The sequence below is a fragment of the Xanthobacter flavus genome (assembly GCF_017875275.1).
Taxonomy (GTDB): domain Bacteria; phylum Pseudomonadota; class Alphaproteobacteria; order Rhizobiales; family Xanthobacteraceae; genus Xanthobacter; species Xanthobacter flavus_A.
This window is the reverse complement of record NZ_JAGGML010000001.1, coordinates 3,730,657-3,749,929: the sequence shown is the minus strand read 5'-3', so window position 1 is coordinate 3,749,929 and position 19,273 is coordinate 3,730,657. Positions and strand designations below refer to the sequence as shown.

Annotated in this window: 19 protein-coding genes; 8 read left to right on the top strand and 11 right to left on the bottom strand. The window is 67.7% G+C overall.

Annotated elements, in window-relative coordinates:
* Positions 1–28 precede the first annotated feature (28 nt).
* Positions 29–2,809 (top strand): preprotein translocase subunit SecA, encoded by a 2,781-nt coding sequence (secA, locus tag J2126_RS17765; RefSeq protein WP_209488189.1) that lies wholly within the window; start codon positions 29–31, stop codon positions 2,807–2,809.
* A 34-nt stretch (positions 2,810–2,843) separates the two neighbouring features.
* On the opposite strand, the gene J2126_RS17760 is transcribed toward secA, so the two are convergent.
* The 4 genes from J2126_RS17760 to J2126_RS17745 form a co-directional block, all read right to left on the bottom strand.
* Positions 2,844–3,473 carry a Pr6Pr family membrane protein gene (locus J2126_RS17760; RefSeq protein WP_209488188.1) on the bottom strand — a complete coding sequence of 210 codons (630 nt, stop codon included), beginning with the start codon at positions 3,471–3,473 and terminating at the stop codon, positions 2,844–2,846.
* 88 nt (positions 3,474–3,561) lie between these two features.
* On the bottom strand, positions 3,562–4,419 hold the full coding sequence (locus J2126_RS17755; RefSeq protein WP_209488187.1) for an FkbM family methyltransferase: 858 nt from the start codon (positions 4,417–4,419) through the stop codon (positions 3,562–3,564).
* A gap of 16 nt (positions 4,420–4,435) precedes the next feature.
* On the bottom strand, positions 4,436–5,662 hold the full coding sequence (locus tag J2126_RS17750; RefSeq protein ID WP_209488186.1) for a L,D-transpeptidase family protein: 1,227 nt from the start codon (positions 5,660–5,662) through the stop codon (positions 4,436–4,438).
* A 233-nt stretch (positions 5,663–5,895) separates the two neighbouring features.
* Positions 5,896–6,849: an acetyl-CoA carboxylase carboxyltransferase subunit alpha gene (locus J2126_RS17745; protein ID WP_209488185.1), complete on the bottom strand. Its 954-nt coding sequence runs from the start codon at positions 6,847–6,849 to the stop codon at positions 5,896–5,898.
* A gap of 222 nt (positions 6,850–7,071) precedes the next feature.
* Here J2126_RS17745 and J2126_RS17740 point away from each other — a divergent pair, with 222 nt between their 5' ends.
* From J2126_RS17740 to J2126_RS17730, 3 genes are all read left to right on the top strand, one after another.
* On the top strand, positions 7,072–7,287 hold the full coding sequence (locus J2126_RS17740; protein ID WP_245327429.1) for a hypothetical protein: 216 nt from the start codon (positions 7,072–7,074) through the stop codon (positions 7,285–7,287).
* A gap of 98 nt (positions 7,288–7,385) precedes the next feature.
* Positions 7,386–7,676 (top strand): YggT family protein, encoded by a 291-nt coding sequence (locus J2126_RS17735; protein WP_209488184.1) that lies wholly within the window; start codon positions 7,386–7,388, stop codon positions 7,674–7,676.
* A 40-nt stretch (positions 7,677–7,716) separates the two neighbouring features.
* Entirely contained in the window at positions 7,717–8,010 is a 294-nt protein-coding gene (locus J2126_RS17730; RefSeq protein WP_209490289.1) for a DUF167 family protein, read from the top strand.
* 3 nt (positions 8,011–8,013) lie between these two features.
* Here the strand turns inward: J2126_RS17730 and J2126_RS17725 are convergent, their stop codons facing one another.
* The 6 genes from J2126_RS17725 to J2126_RS17700 all read right to left on the bottom strand — a co-directional run bounded on the left by J2126_RS17725 (position 8,014) and on the right by J2126_RS17700 (position 13,071).
* Positions 8,014–8,364 carry a cupin domain-containing protein gene (locus tag J2126_RS17725; RefSeq protein ID WP_209488183.1) on the bottom strand — a complete coding sequence of 117 codons (351 nt, stop codon included), beginning with the start codon at positions 8,362–8,364 and terminating at the stop codon, positions 8,014–8,016.
* Between the two features lie 48 nt (positions 8,365–8,412).
* Positions 8,413–9,165 (bottom strand): 2-dehydro-3-deoxy-D-gluconate 5-dehydrogenase KduD, encoded by a 753-nt coding sequence (gene kduD, locus J2126_RS17720; protein ID WP_348634407.1) that lies wholly within the window; start codon positions 9,163–9,165, stop codon positions 8,413–8,415.
* Positions 9,166–9,170: 5 nt separating this feature from the next.
* The gene (gene kduI / locus J2126_RS17715; RefSeq protein WP_209488181.1) at positions 9,171–10,010 is read right to left on the bottom strand and encodes a 5-dehydro-4-deoxy-D-glucuronate isomerase; all 840 of its coding nucleotides are present in this window, start codon (positions 10,008–10,010) and stop codon (positions 9,171–9,173) included.
* Between the two features lie 138 nt (positions 10,011–10,148).
* Positions 10,149–11,429: a TRAP transporter large permease gene (locus tag J2126_RS17710; protein ID WP_209488180.1), complete on the bottom strand. Its 1,281-nt coding sequence runs from the start codon at positions 11,427–11,429 to the stop codon at positions 10,149–10,151.
* A gap of 15 nt (positions 11,430–11,444) precedes the next feature.
* Positions 11,445–12,020 carry a TRAP transporter small permease gene (locus J2126_RS17705; RefSeq protein ID WP_209488179.1) on the bottom strand — a complete coding sequence of 192 codons (576 nt, stop codon included), beginning with the start codon at positions 12,018–12,020 and terminating at the stop codon, positions 11,445–11,447.
* Positions 12,021–12,075: 55 nt separating this feature from the next.
* A complete protein-coding gene (locus J2126_RS17700) occupies positions 12,076–13,071 on the bottom strand; it encodes a TRAP transporter substrate-binding protein (RefSeq protein WP_209488178.1) in 996 nt (331 codons plus the stop codon).
* 166 nt (positions 13,072–13,237) lie between these two features.
* Between J2126_RS17700 and J2126_RS17695 the strand changes: the two genes are divergently transcribed.
* Positions 13,238–13,915 (top strand): GntR family transcriptional regulator, encoded by a 678-nt coding sequence (locus J2126_RS17695; protein ID WP_209488177.1) that lies wholly within the window; start codon positions 13,238–13,240, stop codon positions 13,913–13,915.
* Between the two features lie 17 nt (positions 13,916–13,932).
* Here J2126_RS17695 and J2126_RS17690 read toward each other — a convergent pair whose 3' ends face one another.
* Positions 13,933–15,459: a UxaA family hydrolase gene (locus J2126_RS17690; RefSeq protein ID WP_209490287.1), complete on the bottom strand. Its 1,527-nt coding sequence runs from the start codon at positions 15,457–15,459 to the stop codon at positions 13,933–13,935.
* A 197-nt stretch (positions 15,460–15,656) separates the two neighbouring features.
* Here J2126_RS17690 and J2126_RS17685 point away from each other — a divergent pair, with 197 nt between their 5' ends.
* From J2126_RS17685 to J2126_RS17675, 3 genes are read left to right on the top strand one after another with little or no spacing between them, the layout of a single operon-like run.
* Positions 15,657–16,364 carry a GntR family transcriptional regulator gene (locus tag J2126_RS17685; protein ID WP_348634330.1) on the top strand — a complete coding sequence of 236 codons (708 nt, stop codon included), beginning with the start codon at positions 15,657–15,659 and terminating at the stop codon, positions 16,362–16,364.
* Between the two features lie 5 nt (positions 16,365–16,369).
* Entirely contained in the window at positions 16,370–17,782 is a 1,413-nt protein-coding gene (gene uxaC / locus J2126_RS17680) for a glucuronate isomerase (protein WP_209488176.1), read from the top strand.
* Positions 17,779–19,257, top strand: coding sequence for a mannitol dehydrogenase family protein (locus J2126_RS17675; RefSeq protein ID WP_209488175.1), 1,479 nt, complete (start codon positions 17,779–17,781; stop codon positions 19,255–19,257). Before uxaC ends, J2126_RS17675 begins: the two co-directional genes overlap by 4 nt.
* The last annotated feature ends 16 nt before the right edge of the window (positions 19,258–19,273 follow it).

Here is a 19,273-nt window from a genome sequence, read left to right as displayed (position 1 = left end):
GACCTGACGGAACGGAATAGAGAAACCCATGTTAGGTGGACTTGCCCGCAAGCTCTTCGGCTCCGCGAACGATCGCCGGGTGAAGGGTTATCGTCCCCGCGTACAGGCCATCAACGCGCTGGAGAAGGAGCTGGAAGCCCTCTCCGACGATCAGCTGCGCGCCCGCACCGAGGATTTCCGCCGCCAGCTGGCCGAGGGCAAGACCACCCTCGACGACCTGCTGGTGCCCGCCTTCGCCACGGTGCGCGAGGGCGCCAAGCGCGCGCTGGGCATGCGCCACTTCGACGTGCAGCTCATCGGCGGCATGGTGCTGCATGAAAGCTCCATCGCCGAGATGAAGACCGGCGAAGGCAAGACGCTGGTCGCCACCCTGCCCGTCTACCTCAATGCCCTCGCCGGCAAGGGCGTGCACGTGGTGACGGTGAATGACTACCTCGCCCGGCGCGACGCCGAGTGGATGGGCAAGCTCTACCGGTTCCTCGGCCTGTCCACGGGCATCATCGTCCACGGCCTGGACGACGACGAGCGCCGCGCCGCCTACGAGAGCGACGTCACCTACGCGACGAACAACGAGCTGGGATTCGACTACCTCCGCGACAATATGAAGTACGAGCGCGCCCAGATGGTGCAGCGGCCGCACTTCTACGCCATCGTCGACGAGGTGGACTCCATCCTCATCGACGAGGCGCGCACGCCGCTCATCATCTCCGGTCCGCTCGACGACAGGTCGGACTTCTACAACACCATCGACCAGTACATCCCTCGCCTCTCCAAGGAGGATTACGAGGTGGATGAGAAGCAGCGCACCGTCACCATGACGGAAGCGGGCATGGAAAAGATGGAGCAGATGCTCACCGAGGCCGGGCTCCTGAAGTCCGAGAGCCTCTACGACATCGAGAACGTCTCGGTGGTGCACCACGTGAACCAGGCACTGCGCGCGCACTCCCTGTTCCAGCGGGACAAGGACTATATCGTTCGCAATGACGAGGTCGTCATCATCGACGAGTTCACCGGCCGCATGATGCCGGGCCGGCGCTATTCGGAAGGCCTCCATCAGGCGCTGGAAGCCAAGGAGCGCGTCCAGGTCCAGCCCGAAAACCAGACGCTCGCCTCCATCACCTTCCAGAACTATTTCCGCCTCTACGAAAAGCTCGCGGGCATGACCGGCACGGCCTCCACCGAGGCGGCCGAATTTCAGGACATCTACAAGCTCGAGGTGGTGGAAGTCCCCACCAACGTCCCCGTCTCGCGCATTGACGACGACGATGAGGTGTATCGCTCGGCCGGCGAGAAGTACGCGGCCATCATCGAACTCATCAAGGAGTGCAGCGCGCGCGGCCAGCCCGTGCTCGTGGGCACCACCTCCATCGAGAAGTCCGAACTGCTGGCCGAGCTGCTGAAGCAGGCCGGCTTCCACCAGATCGACTTCTCCGATCCCGCCGCCTTCGCCCATGACCGCTCGGGCAAGGCCTTCGCGGTGCTGAATGCGCGCTACCACGAGCAGGAGGCGTACATCGTCTCCCAGGCCGGCGTGCCGGGCGCGATCACCATCGCCACGAACATGGCCGGCCGCGGTACCGACATCAAGCTGGGCGGCGCCGCCGACATGCGCATCGCGGCCGAGCTGAAGGACATGCCCGAGGGCGAGGCGCGCACTGCCGCCGAGGCGCGCATCCGCGCCGAGGTGGAGGAGCTGAAGCAGAAGGCGCTCGCCGCCGGCGGCCTCTTCGTGCTCGGCACCGAACGCCACGAGAGCCGGCGCATCGACAACCAGCTGCGTGGCCGCTCCGGCCGCCAGGGCGACCCCGGCCACTCCAAGTTCTTCCTCTCGCTCGACGACGACCTGATGCGCATCTTCGGGTCGGACCGGCTGGACGGCATGCTCCAGCGCCTCGGCCTCAAGGAAGGCGAGGCCATCATCCATCCCTGGATCAACAAGGCCCTGGAGAAGGCGCAGCAGAAGGTCGAGGCGCGCAACTACGACATGCGCAAGAACGTCCTCAAGTATGACGACGTCCTCAACGACCAGCGCAAGGTGGTGTTCGAGCAGCGCCTGGAGCTGATGAACGACGACGACGTGGCCGAGACCGTGGAGGACATGCGCCACGCCCTCATCACCGAGACCGTCGCCAAGTTCATCCCCGAGAACGCCTATCCCGAGCAGTGGGACGTGGACGGGCTCGACGCCGCCATCAAGGAAGTGCTCGGCATCGAGCTTCCGGTGAAGGACTGGGCCAAGGAAGAGGGCATCGCCGGCCCCGAGGTCACCGAGCGCATCATCCGCCGCGCCGACGAGTGGATGGCTGCCAAGACCGCCCAGTACGGGCCGGACATCATGCGCTATGTGGAGAAGTCCATCCTTCTCCAGACGCTGGATCACCTCTGGCGCGAGCACATCGCCATGCTCGACCATCTGCGCCAGGTGGTGGGCCTGCGCGGCTATGCCCAGCGTGATCCGCTGAACGAGTACAAGTCCGAGGCGTTCAACCTCTTTTCCGCTCTGCTGAACCGCCTGCGCGAGGTGGTGACCGCCCAGCTGATGCGGGTGGAGATCGTCACCCAGCAGCCCATGGAGGAGGAACTGCCTCCCATGGAGGGGCATCACGCCGATCCCTTCACCGGCGAGGACGAGATGGCCTACGCCGGCGCGGCCCTCGGCTCTCGGCCGGAGCCCCTGCTCTCGGGCGACGTGGCGGTGATCGAGCGCGACCCGAACGACCCCTCCAGCTGGGGCAAGGTGGGCCGCAACGAGGCCTGCCCCTGCGGCTCGGGCAAGAAGTACAAGCACTGCCACGGCCGCTTCGCCTGAGGCGGCGGGGCGTCTCGCGTGACGGCGCGGCGGTTCAGCCGCGCCGGTGGCCGATGGCCCGGTCGATCCCGATGAAGAGCCGCGCGGTGGCGCAGAACACCAGCGCCAGTGCCACGGCGTTCTGGGCCATCTTCTCGGCGCCAAGCTTGGCCGGGTCGAGAAACCAGTAGGCATACCAGCCGTCCGCCTCGCCCCGCGCCAGCGCATAGACGAGATAGGCCAGCGGCGGCGCCATGGCCCACACGGTATCGGCCAATCGCAGCCGCCCATGCGGCCCCACCAGCCAGACGATCAGGAACAGCACCGGCACCGCCTGATGCAGCAGCCGGTCGGCGAGGAGCTGCGCGCCCTCCGGGTTCCAGACGTGCCGCAGCAGCAGGGCATAGATGATGCCCACCAGCACGATGGAAACCACCGTCGTCAGCCGCGCCCGCGCCCCGGTGAGGGCATGCAGTCCGCCGAGCGCGATCTCGGTGGCGACGATGGCGACGCCCAGATTGGTGAGGACGGTGAAGAAGCCGAGGAAACGCCACAGGGCCGGGCCGAACCCCTGGCCGATGGCCGCCATCTTCTGCACCACGATGACGAGCTGGAGGATCAGGGCGAACCAGCCGACGACGGCCGTGAGTGCCGCGATCCGCCGGCACCACGCATCATGCCCCATGCCCCGCCTCCCCCAGCCCGCGCCCCCGCGGCGTGGAAAAGCGTAGGCTGAACCATCGGCCATGGGCAAGGCCGTGGCCGGGTCGCGATCAGCCGCCGGCCTGGACGATGCCCATGTACTGCGCCGGCGCATCGGCCGGCACCGCTCCGCGTCGCGCGAGATGGTGGAGGCCGTTCAGGGCGAGATCGAACGAGCGATAGCAATAGTGCGCGATAAGCACGAGGTGCTTGAGCTGCTCGGCCGTCATGCCGTCCGGCTCGAGGAAGTTGCGCACATAGACCGCATCGCCCTCCACCAGCTGATTCAGCGCGGCGTAGACGTCGGGTCCCCGCAGGGGAAGGATCATCCGCCGGCTGGTGGATGCCATCATATGGGGAATGAACCCGCGCGCGCGCAGCGCGAGGTCCATCTCCCCGTAGGGTGCCTGCCCCTTGTAGAGCGGCACGAAAGACACTTCGAGCTGGATGCAGACCGTCTCGGCCAGGGTATCGCCCGCGCCCTCCAGCACCGCGCGCTCGCCGCCCTGGAGGTCCATCTTGAGCATCTCGATGCCGTCGATCTCCGGCACGGCCGAGAGGGCGACGGTGTCCACCTGCCGGCGGTCCAGCACGCGCGCCCAATCCGCGAGGCCGGGGAAATGGGAGAGGACGTGGGCGTCGGGCTCCAGCAGGCTTGTCATGCCGGAGGCGGCACAGATGTGAAGCGTGCGGCGCTGCCCATCGCCCACGGCGTGCGGCAGGTAGGTCTCCAGATCGCTCTTTGCCGCATCGAGCCGGGCCAGCGCCTCGGGCTGGGGCTCGAAGCCGATGACGCGGCAGAGGCGCCGGGCGAGAAGCGGCTTGTAGGGCGGATCGCCGTCGATGGGGTTCGCGCCGATATCCACCACCCGGGTCAGGTGCTCCGGGCGGAGCAGGACCGCCAGTTGGGACGAGGTGACGTCCGGCACTCCGTCCCCCTTTATGTCAACGCGAGGCGCCGGTGGCAGTGGTTGCCGCGTTGAGCGTGCCGGACGCCGAGGCGGCGACGGGCTTTGCCGCTGCGGTGACCACCGGCTGGGGCTTGGCGCCGGAAGCGGCCGGATTGGCGGGATCTGCCGGAGCCGCCACAGAGCCCGTGCTGGCCGGGGCGCCATCGCCTTCGTCGGCGCGCAGAAGCGCATCGGCCTGGAGCTTGGCCGGCGTCTCCTTCGGCGGGTTCACATATTCCGGCAGTCGGCCGGGCGCCTGGGTGTAGGACAGCTGGCCGGTCTCGCGTTCCTTGAGCTTGGCAAGGAAGATGGGATGCATGCCGCCATCGGCGCCGGTCTTGACCGGAGCGACCGGCGAGCTGGTGGAGAGCGCGGCCACCTGCGCATCGTCGGACCGCTGCTTGGTGGCCACCGCAGAGGCGATCTGCTCCGGCACCTGATAGGGCGGGCAGGCCATGGCAGGCTCGAAGGCCCGGCCAGGCGCGGGCGTCGCGTCGAACACGTAGGTGCGGTTGCAAACCGACACCTTGGGCTCCTGCTTCGTCACCTCGAAATGGTCGTAGCCCTGCTTCAGGTTGCGCCAGAAGGCCATGTTGGGGTTGTTGCGGTAGCGCGCGAGGTTCTTCGCCGTCATCCGGAAGGGATAGGCCTGCACCTGGAAGGCACGCTGCCCGCCGGCGAAACTCTCGCGGGCGAGGGAGAAGATCTCGGAAATCTGGTCGTCTGTCATGGCGTAGCAGCCCGAGGACGAGCAGTCGCCATGCACCATCAGGAAGTCGCCGGTACGGCCGTAGGACTTGTCATAGGCGTTGGGGAAGCCGAGGTTGAACGCCAGATAATAGCTGGAGTTCGGGTTCATCTGGCCGGGCGTGATGGTGTAGAAGCCTTCCGGTGCCTGCCGGTCGCCTGTGCCCACCTTTGGACCAAGCTCGCCGGACCAGCGGCAGATGGGATAGGTCTTCAGCAGGGCATAATTGCCCTCTGAGGTGACCTTCCAGACCTCCAGCTCCGATTCCTGCTTGAAGATGCGCACGAGGATGGGCGTCGACGGCGCCATGTCCTTCTTGGCCAGCAGCGACACCATCTCGGGCGAGAGCGGCTTGTTGGCCTTGCGCGCGACCTCGGAATCGGTGGCGTTGCAGCCGGCGAGGGCCAGCGCCGCGCAGCCGGCGAGGGCGGCCATGCGCAGCCGCGCCGTGAAGCGCGAGGAGAGGGTCGTCATCGGACGGCTCATGGCGAAGCGGCTCAACGCGAAACTCCCGGGTCCGGATCGGCCAAACAGGCCGGGAAGGCTAACCGGTCCCCCTTGATGCGACGTTATCAACGCCGCTCCGGCCCGATGGAGAAAATAAGGCAAATGCGGCCAAGATGGGGAAGTTCGGTTGCCGATCCCCTCTGCCGCAGCGCCATGGTTAAGGAATCCTTACCCCTGTGGCCGCGAAACCGCGGCCCCGATCACAGCGAACGGCCGATGGCGAGGAACTTGTCGCGCCGCGCCTTGCGCACCTGGGGACCGTCGAGGCCGGCGAGGGAGGACAGCGCATCGGCGATGGCGTCGCCCGCCGCGGCGATGGCCGCATCCGCGTCGCGATGCGCGCCGCCGGCCGGCTCCTTCACGATGCCGTCGATGACGCCGAACCGCAGCAGGTCCTGCGCGGTGATCTTCATGTTGGTGGCCGCATCCTGCGCCTTGGCGGTATCCCGCCACAGGATGGAGGCCGCGCCTTCCGGCGAGATGACGCTGTAGATGGCGTGCTCCATCATCAGCACCTTGTTGGCGGTGGCGATGGCGATGGCCCCGCCAGAGCCGCCCTCGCCGATGATGAGGGCGACGTTGGGAGCGGAAAGTGCGAGACAGGCGTCGGTGGAGCGGGCGATGGCCTCGGCCTGCCCGCGCTCCTCGGCGCCGATGCCGGGATAGGCGCCGGCGGTGTCCACCAGCGAGATCATGGGCACGCCGAAGCGGTCGGCCAGTTCCATGATACGGGCGGCCTTGCGATAGCCCTCGGGGCGGGCCATGCCGAAATTGTGCCGGATGCGGGTCTCGGTGGAGGAGCCCTTCTCGTGGCCCAGCACACACACCGCCTCACCCCGGAAGCGGGCGAAGCCGCCGATGATGGCCTCGTCCTCGCCGAACTTGCGGTCGCCGGCGAGCGGGGTGAAATCCTCGAACAGGCCGCGGGCGAAGTCGGCGAAATGCGGCCGCTGCGGATGGCGGGCCACCAGCGTCTTCTGCCAGGGCGTAAGATTCGCATAAAGTGCGACAAGGGCGTCGCGCGCCTTGCCTTCGAGCTTAAGGACCTCGTCCGTGATGACCACGCCGTCGCCCGAAGAGGAGAGCGCACGCAGCTCTTCCACCTTGGCCTCGAGTTCGGCAACCGGCTTCTCGAAGTCCAGATAGCTGCGCATGAGGTTCCGTGAGGTTTGAGGAGGTCGCGCCCCCTAAAGCGGCGGGAAGCTGCCTTTGCCGCGCGGGCAAGTCAAGGCGGCACGTCAATGTCGCCGCATCACGCTCGGGATGCGGCACGAACGAAATCCCGTCGCGTGCCCTGCCGTAAGGCGAGGCGCCGCTGCAACGGAACTGAGCGGGGAGCGTTGTCCTCAAATCATGGTCACATCATGGAGGCTGCCATGGAACCCCACGTCGCAATGGCGCAGAAGAACGAAAACGCCCCCCAGGGGCAACCGGCCGCAGATGCCGCAGATGAGCGCCGGCAGGATGCGCAGCGCCAGAAACCCGCGGCCGGCCCGCATGCCAAGCCGCAGCTGACCGATCCGGAGAAGACGCCGGGTGCGGGCGCCCTGCCCGATCCGGACAAGCCGCAGGACCCGGACGCGACCGGCTGACGCAGCCGGCCAGGGCCGGGCGTGGGCGGCCGGCCTTGTTCCGAAGGGGCTGCTGGCGCTATTGCTGGCACGCCACTTCCCCGGGGATCCTTCCGACGATGCGCGCCCTGCTCGACGTTATCCTGGTCGTCCTCCAGCTCTATGTCTGGATTCTCATCGCCGCGGCCGTGCTGTCCTGGCTCGTCGCATTCAACGTGGTCAATTCGTATAATTCGTTCGTTCGGAACGTCGGCGAGTTCCTGTTCCGGGTGACGGAACCGTTGCTTGCGCCCATCCGCAACGTGCTGCCCAATCTCGGCGGCATCGACCTGTCGCCGATGGTGCTGATTCTCCTCATCTTCTTCCTGCAGCAGGTCATCGCCTACTACATCTACCCCTACGTGTTCTGAGCCGGCTGCCGTGGCCCCCGCCCCGTCCTTCGTGCGCGTCATGCCGGACGGCGTGGAGGTCACGGTGCGGGCGACGCCGCGCGGCGGGCGCGATGCGGTAGATGGCGTCGCCGCCCTCTCGGATGGCCGTGAGGTGCTGAAGGTGCGGGTCAGGGTGGCGCCGGAGGATGGCGCCGCCACGGCTGCGGTGGCCAAGGTCGTCGCAGCGGCGGCGGGCGTCGCCGTATCGCAGGTGCGCCTCACCTCGGGCGCGACCGCGCGGGTGAAGACCTTCCGCATCGCGGGCGACGGCCCTAGCCTCGCAACGAAGCTCGCTGCCGCCGCCGGGACATGAGCCTCACGCGGGCTTCAGGAAATCCGCGCGCATGGGCGTGAACACGTCCACCAGCACCCCGGGCTCGAGGCAGACGGCCCCGTGGTGAACGCCGGACGGCACATAGAAGCTGTCCCCCGCCTTCAGGCGCTCCGTACGCCCGCCGATGGTCAGCTCGAAAACGCCGCTCTCCACGCTGGTGATCTGCACATGGGGATGGCTATGCGGCACGCCCATGGGCCCCGGTGCGCGGGCGATGACGCGAACCAGCATGATCTCGTCGTTGAAGGTGAGGATCTGCCGGCTCACCACTTCGTCCAACACCTCGACCGGCGTGGTCTCGGCGAAGGCGAAGACATTGCCCTTCTCGCTCATGCTCTCTCCCATCCTGCCGCCGGGCGGGGTCCGCCGCAGCAATCCCCATCAGCGCGCCAGCCAGCCGCCGTCCACCGGCAGCACGATACCATGCACATAATCCGCCGCCCGCGACGAGAGGAACACCGCAGCACCGCCGATGTCGCCCGGCTCGCCCCAGCGGCCCGCCGGGATGCGGCCGAGAATGGCGGCGTTGCGGTCCGCGTCCGCGCGCAGGGCCTCGGTGTTGTTGGTCACGAAGTAGCCCGGGGCGATGGCGTTCACATTGATGCCCTTCGCCGCCCATTCGCAGGCGAGGAGGCGCGTGAGGCCGGCAAGGCCGCTCTTGCTCGCCGTGTAGGACGGAATGCGGATGCCGCCCTGAAAGGAGAGCAGCGAGGCGATGTTGACGACCTTGCCGCCCTTGCCATCCGCCAGCATCCGCCGCGCGAACGCCTGGGTGAGGAAGAAGGTGGACTTGAGGTTCACGTCCATCACCTCGTCCCAATCCTTTTCGGAAAAGTCGAGGGCGTCGGCACGGCGGATGATGCCGGCATTGTTGACGAGAATATCGACGCGCCCGCCGCTCTCCGCCTCGGAGACGATGCGGTCGATGGGCTGGAGCGTGCCGAGGTCGGCGGCGACGGCGGTGAAGCTGCCGCCGGCGGCCGCCACCAAGGCGGCCGTCTCGTCCATGGCGGAGCGGCCGACCCCCACCACGCCGGCGCCTGCGGCGGCGAGCGCGATGCAGATGGCCTGGCCGAGGCCTGTATTGGCGCCGGTGACGACGGCCCTGCGGCCGGAGAGATCGAACAAGGTCACCTCAGTCACTTCAGTTGGTCCATGGCAACCATGTCCATGTCCGTATAGTCGATATTGTCGCCGCCCATGCCCCAGATGAAGGTATAGGCGCGGGTGCCGCAGCCGGAATGGATGGACCATGGCGGGGAGATCACCGCCTGCCCGTCCGCCACCACGATATGACGCGTCTGGTCCGGCTCGCCCATGAGATGGATGACGCGGGCGTCGGCCGTGAGATCGAAATAGAGATAGACCTCCGAGCGCCGGTCGTGGACGTGGCAGGGCATGGTGTTCCACACATTGCCCTCGTCCAGCTGGGTCATGCCCATGACCAATTGGCAGGAGGTCACCACGTCCGGATGGATCATCTGGTAGATGGTGCGGCGGTTGGCGGTGGCGACATCGCCGAGCAGCATCTTCTTCGCCTCCGCCACGCGCACCACCTTGGTCTCGTAGCGCGCATGGGCGGGGGTGGAGAGCAGGTAGTAGCGGGCCGGCGCGTCGGCGCTGTCGGAGGTGAACAGCACCTCCTTCGTGCCCATGGGCACATAGATCGCGTCCCGGTGCCCGAGGGCGTGGGAAACGCCATCGACGCTCACCTTGCCGGGGCCGCCGATGTTGAAGACGCCCAGCTCCCGCCGGTCGAGGAAGTGGGGCGAGCCGATGGTCGCCTTGTCGCTCTCCAGCGCCAGCGGCACGGTGACGGGCATCGCCCCGCCGATGACGAAGCGCTCCACATGGCTGTAGGTGAGCAGCACCAGGCCGGGCTCGAACAATCGCTCCACCAGATAGTTGCGCCTCAGCGCCTCGGTGTCGAAACCACGGGTGGCGTCCTGGTGGTGGACATGGCGGACATCGATCATCATGGGGCAGATCTCGCGGGATGGGTGTCTGGAACGAGATCCGATCATGCTGAACCAACTTGATCGGTGAATCGCTTCCAACACTGAGAAAGAGAATGCGGGATCCGATCTGATTGCGATGCGATCAGATCGGCGTGTGCTCTAGCGGAACACAGCCGGCAGCCAGAGCGACACGGCGGGCACGTAGGTGACGATCATCAGCACCGCGATGGAAGCGCCGAAGAAGGGCCAGATGGTCTTCATCGCCTCGCCGATGGTGATCTTGCCCACCGCGCACCCCACGAACAGCACCGAGCCCACGGGCGGCGTGTTCAGCCCGATGCCGGCGTTGAGGATGAGGATTACCCCGAAATGCACGGGATCGATGCCGAAGGCCTTCACCAGCGGCAGGAAGATCGGCGTGCAGATGATGATCATCGGCGCCATGTCCATGAAGGTGCCGAGGATGAGCAGGATGATGTTGATGAGGAGCAGGATGACGTAGGGGTTGGAGGAGACCGCCTGCATCATCTCGATGGTGGCCTTCGGCACCTGCAGGAAGGCCATGAGCCAGCCGAAGGACGCGGCCGTGCCGATGACGAGCAGCACCATGGCCGTGGTGCGCACCGCCCCCAGCGTCGCCTCGATGAAGCCCGGCCAGTCCATCTCGCGGTAGACCAGCGTGGTCACCAGCAGCGCGTAGATGACGGCGATGCAGGAGCTTTCCGTCGCGGTGAAGATGCCCGAGCGCACGCCGCCGAAGATGATGCCGATCAGCATGATGCCGGGAATGGCCGCCACCACGGCGCGCAGCACGCCATACCAGCCCGGGAAGGTGCCCGCCGGGTAGCCGCGCCGGCGCGCCACCACATAGGCCGTAATCATCATCGCCGCGGCGAGCAGGATGCCCGGCATGATGCCCGCGGTGAACAGGTCGGCGATGGAGATCGTGCCACCGGCCGAAAGCGAATAGATGATCATGTTGTGCGACGGCGGGATCATCAGCGCGATGATGGCCGAATTCACCGTCACGTTGACCGCATAGTCCTTGGCGTAGCCGTGGCGCGCCATCTGCGGGATCATGATGCCGCCGATGGCCGAGGCGTCCGCCACCGCCGAACCGGAAATGCCGCCGAACAGGGTGGAGGCCACCACGTTCACCTGGCCCAGGCCGCCGCGCAGATGCCCCACAAGGCTCGCCGCCATGCCGATCAGCCGGTCGGCGATGCCGCCGCGCATCATCAGGTCACCGGCGAAGATGAAGAAGGGAATGGCCAGCATGGAAAAGGCGTTCATGCCGGAATTCAGCTGCTGGAACACCACCACCGGCGGCAGATCGAGATAAAGCACGGTCGCGAGCGAGGCGAGGCCGAGGCAGAAGGCCACCGGGGTACCGATGAGGAGGAGCAGGGCGAAGACGCCGAAGAGGATGGTGATGGCCATGGGTCTGGTCCGGCGTCATTCCACGGTGTGGACATGGGCGAGCGGCACCTCGGGCACCCGACCCTCGGTGAGGTCGGTGAGGAGCCGCTCGAACGAAAACAGGCAGATGAGCGCGCCGCCCCCCACCAGGGGCAGGTAGTCGACGCCCTGCGGCAGGTCCACACCCGCCATCTTGGCGCTCCATGTGCCCATGGCGAGGTCCCAGCCGTACCAGGCCATGGCCGCGCCGAAGCCCATGACGAGGAGATGGGTGGTGATCTCCATGGCGCGCCGCACCGGCGGCGGGGCGAAATGAAGGCCGATCTCGAAGCCGAGATGCATGTTCTCGCGCACGCCCACCGCCGCGCCGAGCAGGATGAACCAGCTCATGAGCAGCAGCGACAGCGGCTCGGTCCAGCTCGGCGAGGCGTTCAGCACATAGCGGCCGATCACCTGCCAGAACACCGCCGCCGTCATGGCGACGAGCCCGGCGCCGGAAATCCACAGCGCGATCGCCGACAGGAGGCGCACCACGCGCCTCAGCACGAGCAGCGGAGCCGGCGCTGCGCCCTCCCCGCCGCTCCTGGAACGATCGCTGGACTGGATGTTCATGCCGCTGCGCCTTCCGGAAAGGCCGGTCCGACGAGGCCCGGCCGGTGCCGCGCCCTCAGTTCACCGCGCGGATGCGGGCGACGAGGTCCTTCATCTTGTCGGTGGTCACGAACTTGTCGTAGACCGGCTTCATCGCATCGATGAAGGGCTTCTTGTCCACCTCGTTGATGATGGCGCCGCCCTTGACCACCCGATCCCTGGATTCCTGATCGCGCTTGGCCCATAGCTCACGCATCTTCTTGGTCGCCTCGAGGCCAGCTTCCTTGAAGATCTTCTGGTCCTCGGCGCTCAGCTTGTCGAAGGCGCGCTTCGACATCACGAACACCTCCGGTGCCAGCGAATGTTCGGTGAGCGAATAGTATTTCGCCACCTCGTAATGCTTCACGGAATCATAGGACGGGTAGTTGTTCTCCGCCCCGTCCACGAGGCCGGTCTGCAACGCGGAGTAAAGCTCGCCGAAAGGCATGGGCGTCGCATTGGCGCCGAGGGCGTTGATCATGCCGATGAAGAGGTCCGACTGCTGGACGCGGATCTTCATGCCCTTCATGTCGTCGAGCGTCTTGATGGGCTTCTTGGAATTGTACATGGAGCGGGCGCCGGAATCGAAGAAGCCCAGCACCACGAGGCCGTGCGGCTCGAAAGCCTTGGCGATTTCCGCGCCGATCGGCCCGTCCACCACCTTGTACATGTGATCGGTGGAGCGGAACAGGAACGGCATGCCGAGCACCGCCGTCTCGGGGATCAGGTTGTTGAACGGCGCGGTGTTGACGCGGTTGAGGTCGATGACGCCGAAGCGCGTCTGCTCGATGGTGTCCTTCTCGCCGCCCAGCTGGCCGGAGGAGAACACCTGCACCTTGTACTTGCCGTTGGACTTCTTCTCGATGATCTCGCCGAAATACTTCACCGAATCGACGGTGGGATAGCCGTCGGGATGGATGTCGGCGGAGCGCAGCGTGGTCTGGGCCATCGCCGGCAGGGCCGGCAGCGCCGAAAGCGCCAGGGCGACGGCGCAGGATGTCACACAGGAGGTCACTTGGCGTCGGGTCAGCATGGGGCGTTCTCCCTATTGTCGGTCGGGGCCATTTGGCCTTTGGCCGTTTCGGCCTGTTCGTGTTGGGATCTCATATGCGATCCGCTGCCCTCTCCGGTCAGGCGCCGGAGATTGGCGGCAAGCTTGTATGGTAGTATATATCGGTATGTAACGGGGTTTCAAGCGCATGTATGCCGTAAAGACTGCGCCGCACGGGTCGGCCGCCCATCGCCTGGAGGCAGAGCTGCGACGCGCCATCATCGGGCTCGAGCTGGCGCCGGGCACCCGGCTGTCCGAGCACGAGATCGCGGCCCGCTATGGCGTTTCCCGCCAACCCGTGCGGGAGGCTCTGATCGGCCTTGCCCGCACGCGCTTCGTGGAAATCCTGCCGCAGCGGGGCACCGTGGTGGTCAAGATTTCCGTCCGCAAGCTCATGCAGGCGCGGTTCATCCGCGAGGCGGTGGAATGCGCGGTCGCCCGCCGCGCCGCCGAGAATTTCGACGCCGAGGCCCGCCGGCGCATCTGCGACCTGCTGGACGCGCAGGAGACCATGGCCACCCGCGGCGACCATCTCGCCTTCCAGCGCTATGATGAACTGTTCCACGTCGCCCTGAGCGAGGGCGCCGGCTGCCCGCTGGCGTGGGAGGCGGTGAGCGACATCAAGGCCCACATGGACCGCGCCTGCCATCTCTCGCTCATGGGGCCGGACGCCATGCTGCCGCTGGTCGCCCAGCACCAGGCCATCATGGCGGCCATCGACATCCGCGATCCCGACGCAGCCGAGGCGGCCATGCGGGCCCATCTCGGCGAAATCCTGCGCGCGCTGCCCCGCATGGAGGCCGAGCATCCCGAATTGTTCGAATAGCGCGCGGGCGGCCGCCATCACATCACCGCGCCGATCTGCCAGGGCACGAACTCGGCATCGCCGTAGCCCAGTTCCTCCGACTTGGTGTGGGCGCCGGAGGCAACGGCCAGCACCTTCTCGAAGATCTCGCGGCCCTTGTCCTCCAGCGACACGCCGTCGAGCACGTCGCCGCAATTGATGTCCATGTCCTCTTCCATCCGGCGATAGATGTCGGAATTGGTGGCGAGCTTGATGGACGGGGTGGGCTTGGCGCCGAAGGCGGAACCGCGCCCTGTGGTGAAGCAGATCACGTTCGCCCCGCCGGCCACCTGCCCGGTGGCCGCCACCGGATCGTAGCCGGGCGTATCCATGAAGACGAAGCCGGCATCCGTCACCGGCTCGGCATATTCGTAGACCGCGCGCAGCGTGGAGGAGCCCCCCTTGGCGGCGGCACCGAGCGACTTTTCCAGGATGGTGGTGAGTCCGCCGGCCTTGTTGCCCGGCGAGGGATTGTTGTTCATCTCCCCCGCATTGCGGGCGGTGTATTCCTCCCACCATTTGATGCGGGCGACCAGCTTCTCGCCCACTTCGCGGGTCGCGGCGCGGCGGGTGAGCAGGTGCTCGGCCCCGTAGATTTCCGGCGTCTCGGAGAGGATGGACGTGCCGCCGTGCGCCACCAGCAAATCCGAGGCGACGCCGAGCGCGGGATTTGCGGTGAGCGCCGAATAGCCATCCGAGCCGCCGCACTGGAGCGCCAGCACGATCTCGGAGGCCGGCCGCGCCTCCCGCCGCGCGGCGGCGGCGCGCGGCGCCATCTCCTTCAGCGTGCCGAGGATGTGCTCCACCGTCCGGCGCGTGCCGCCCTCATCCTGGATGGTGAGGGTGCGGAAGCCGTCCGCCTCCTCCACCCCGTATTCCTGCTTGAAGCGGGCGATCTGGAACATCTCGCAGCCGAGCCCCACCATCACCACGGCAGCGAAGTTGGGGTGGGTCGCATAGCCCCAGAGGGTGCGCGAGAGCACGTCATAGCCCTCGCCCTTGGAGGCCATGCCGCAGCCGGTGCCGTGGATGATGGGCACGATGCCATCGATGCCGGGAAAGTCGGCGAGGATGCCGGAGCGCTCCGCCGCCTGCGCCGCGAACCGCGCCACGGAGGCCGAGCAGTTCACGCTGGTGAGGATGCCGAGATAATTGCGCGTGCCCGTGCGTCCGTTGGAGCGGCGAAAGCCCATGAAATGGGCGCGCTCCGCCTCGGGCAGCAGGGCGTCGTCATGGGCGTCGGCGGCGAAGGCGTAGTCGCGGGCGAAATCGTGCAGGACCACATTGTGGGTGTGGATATGGGCGCCGGGGGCGATGTCGGCGCTGGCGAAACCGATGATCTGGCCGAATTTCACCACCGGCGCGCCGGCGGGAATGGGCTCGATGGCGACCTTGTGGCCGCGCGGGATGCGCTGCGTGGCGACGACGCCGGCGACGGCCCCGCCGGGCGCGACCTCATCGAGCGCAACGGCCAGATTGTCCTTCGCAGAAAGCCGAAGGGTGCGCGGCGCGAGGCCCGCCTCCATCCCCATGAGCACGTCTCCTCGACCCATTTCATGGCCGCGTTTGGGCCCGCGCCTTCGTTGACGCTCTCGATATGCTAATATATTAGTATGAAACAGCTCGCAAGAGCGGGCAGACGGTCCGGGAGGCTGAAACGGTGGTGGCGACAGGGGCGGATCTCAGGCGCAGGCCGGCGCTTCGCAGCGAGAATGTCCGCGCCGTGCCGGCGTCGTCACGCATCCACGCCGCCCTGCGCGACGACATCGTGGCCATGACCCTCCTACCCGGCGCGCCGCTCCAGGAGAAACAGATCGCGCTCGCCTACGGCGTCAGCCGCACTCCGGTGCGCGAGGCCATCCTGAAGCTCGCCGACGAGCGCCTGGTGGACGTCTTCCCCCAGTACGGCACCTTCGTTTCGCGCATCTCGGTGCCGGAGGTGCGCGACGCCATGATCATCCGCAATGCGCTGGAGCGCACCAGCGTGCGCGAGGCGGCGGCCCATGTGGCGACGCTGCCGGAGAAGGCGCGCCGGGTGGTGATGGCGCCGCTTCTCGCCACCTTGCGCCAGCAGCGCGCCACCCACCGAACCGGCGCGCTGGCGGAGTTCCACGCCGCCGACGAGGCCTTTCACCAGATCATCGCCGAAATAGCCGGCCATCCCAACATCTGGCGGGTGATCCGGCAGGAGAAGGTGCATGTGGACCGCTGCCGGCTCCTGACCCTGCCATCCGCCCAGCGCCGCGCCAGTGTCATCGCCGAGCACCAGAGCGTGGTCGACGCCATTGGCGCGGGGGACGCGGACGGGGCGGAGAAGGCCATGGCGGCCCATCTCGGCCGGGTCCTCCCCAGCGTCGAGGATCTGGGCGCCGCGCATCCCGACTATTTCGAGGCGGAAGGCGTCGCCGCCGATGCCGTGAACGCGAGGTGAGTTCCGTGTCCAGCCTCCTCCATCCCGACCGCCTGCTGCCCCCCGACCCCTCCGTGCGCGCGGTGGCGCGCCGGCTCTATGCGGAAGTGGAGGCGCTGCCCATCGTCTCGCCGCACGGCCATACCGACCCGCGCTGGTACGCCTTCAACGAGACCTTCCCGGACCCCGCGCGCCTGTTCGTGGTGCCGGACCATTATGTGTTCCGGATGCTGTACTCGCAGGGCATCCCGCTGGAGAAGCTCGGCGTGCCGCGCATCGACGGCGGCGAGACGGAACAGGACGGCCGGGCCATCTGGCGGCTGTTCGCGGCCAACTACCATCTCTTTCGCGGCACTCCCACGCGGGCATGGCTCGACCACGCCTTCGCCACCCTGTTCGGGCTGGAAGAGCGGCTGAGCGAGAAGACGGCGGATGCCGCCTACGACCGCATCGCCGAGAAGCTGCAGCAGGACGCATTTCGCCCGCGCGCGCTGTTCGAGCGCTTCAACATCGAGGTGATCGCCACCACCGAGAGCCCGCTGGACGACCTTGCCGCCCACGCGGAGATCCGCGCCAGCGGCTGGGGCGGACGGGTGGTGACGGCCTATCGCCCCGACCCAGTGGTGGACCCGGAGTTCGAGGGCTTTTCCGCCAATCTCACGCGGTTCGGCGAGATCACCGGGGAGGACACCTTCTCCTGGTCCGGCTATCTCGCCGCCCACCGCAAGCGGCGCGCCTTCTTCAAGACCTTCGGCGCCACCTCCTCGGACCATGGCCACCCGACCGCCGCGACCTTCGACCTGCCGCCGGCCGAAGCCGAGGCGCTGTTTCGCCGTGTCACCGGAAATGCGCCGGTGAGCGCGCAGGATGCCGAGCTGTTCCGCGGGCAGATGCTCACCGAAATGGCGCGCATGAGCCTCGAGGACGGGCTGGTGATGCAGATCCATCCCGGCGCCGTGCGCAACCACAACGGCCAGATCTTCGCCCGCTTCGGCCGGGACAAGGGGGCGGACATCCCCTCCCCCACCGAATATGTGCGCGCGCTGAAGCCGTTGCTGGACCGCTTCGGCAACGAGGCGGGCCTCACCATCATCCTCTTCACGCTGGATGAGACAAGCTATACGCGGGAGCTGGCGCCGCTCGCCGGCCACTATCCGGCGCTGCGGCTCGGCCCGGCCTGGTGGTTCCACGACAGCCCGGAGGGCATGAAGCGCTTCCGCGCCATGACCACAGAGACCGCCGGCTTCTACAACACCGTGGGCTTCAACGACGACACCCGCGCCTTCCCCTCCATCCCCGCCCGGCACGACGTGGCGCGGCGCATCGATTGCGGCTTCCTCGCGGAGCTCGTCTGCGAGCACCGGCTGGATGAGGACGAGGCGGTGGAGGTGGCGCGTGACCTCGCCTACGGCCTCGCCAAGAAGGCCTACAAGCTTTGAGCCCCCGACTCTCGCTTTCGACTCTGGCAACCCTGCCAGCCGCTGTCTCGCGCCCGGCCTATGACATCGCCGCGGCCGAGGTTGGGGTGGTGCATCTGGGCGTCGGCGCCTTCCACCGCGCCCATCAGGCGGCCTATCTCGACGCCATCCTCTCGCGCGGACACAAGGGCTGGGCCATCTGCGGCGCCAGCCTGCGCTCGCCGGACACGTCCGACGCGCTCGATCCGCAGGACGGCCTCTATACCCTTGCGGAACGGTCGGGCGCGGGCGATCGGCTGCGCGTGATCGGATCCCTGCGCCGGCTGCTGGTGGCGCCGCGCGATCCGGAGGCGCTGCTGGCGGCCATGTGCGATCCGCGCGTGCGCATCGTCACCCTCACCGTCACCGAGAAGGGCTATTGCCACGATCCCGCCTCGGGCACGCTGGACGAGGCGCATCCCGACATCCGGACGGACCTCGCCAATCCGCACCGCCCGGTGAGCGCGCCGGGCTATCTGGTGGAGGCCCTCGCCCGCCGCCGCGCCGCCGGCATCGCCCCCTTCACCGTGCTCACTTGCGACAACCTCCCGGCCAACGGCAAGACCGTGGCGCGAGTGACGGCGCGCCTCGCGGCCCTGCGCGACGCCGATCTCGGCCGCTTCGTCGCGGGCGAGGTGGCCTTCCCTTCCACCATGGTGGACCGCATCGTCCCCGCCACCACGGACGACGACCGGGCCATGGTCGCGGCCGGGCTCGGTATGGCGGACGCATGGCCGGTGATGGCCGAGCCGTTCACCCAGTGGGTGGTGGAAGACCACTTTTCCCTCGGCCGGCCGCCTCTGGAGGAGGTCGGCGTGGAACTGGTTGCGGACGTGGCGCCGTTCGAGCACATGAAGCTGCGCCTGCTCAACGGCGCCCATTCCACCCTCGCTTATCTCGGCTATCTCGCCGGCCATGCCACCATCGCCGAGACCATGGCGGTGCCCGCCTTCGCCCGGCTGGTGGCGCGCCTCCAGGACGAGGAGGTGACGCCGACACTGCATCTGCCCGCGGGCGTCGATGTGGCGGCCTACAAAGCCGCGCTGAGGGAGCGGTTCGCCAATCCGGCGCTCAGGCACCGCACCTGGCAGATCGCCATGGACGGTTCGCAGAAGCTGCCCCAGCGGCTCGTTGCCCCGGCGCGCGATCGCCTCGCCGCGGGCGCGCCCCTCCCCCTCCTCGCCCTCGGCATCGCCGGATGGATGCGCTACGTGACCGGCCGGGACGAGCAGGGCGGCGCCATCGACGTGCGCGATCCCCTCGCCGCGCGGCTGAAGGCGCTCGCCGACGCGGCCGGGCCGGATGCGGACCGGCTGGCACCGGCGCTGCTCTCGGTGCGGGAGGTGTTCGGCGATCTCGGCGCCGATCCGCATTTCGCCGGCCCGGTGCGCGCGGCGCTTTCGCGCCTTCTCGCACAGGGGGCGGCGGCAACGGTCAGGCAAAGCGCGGACGCGTGAGCCAACCCCACTTGGC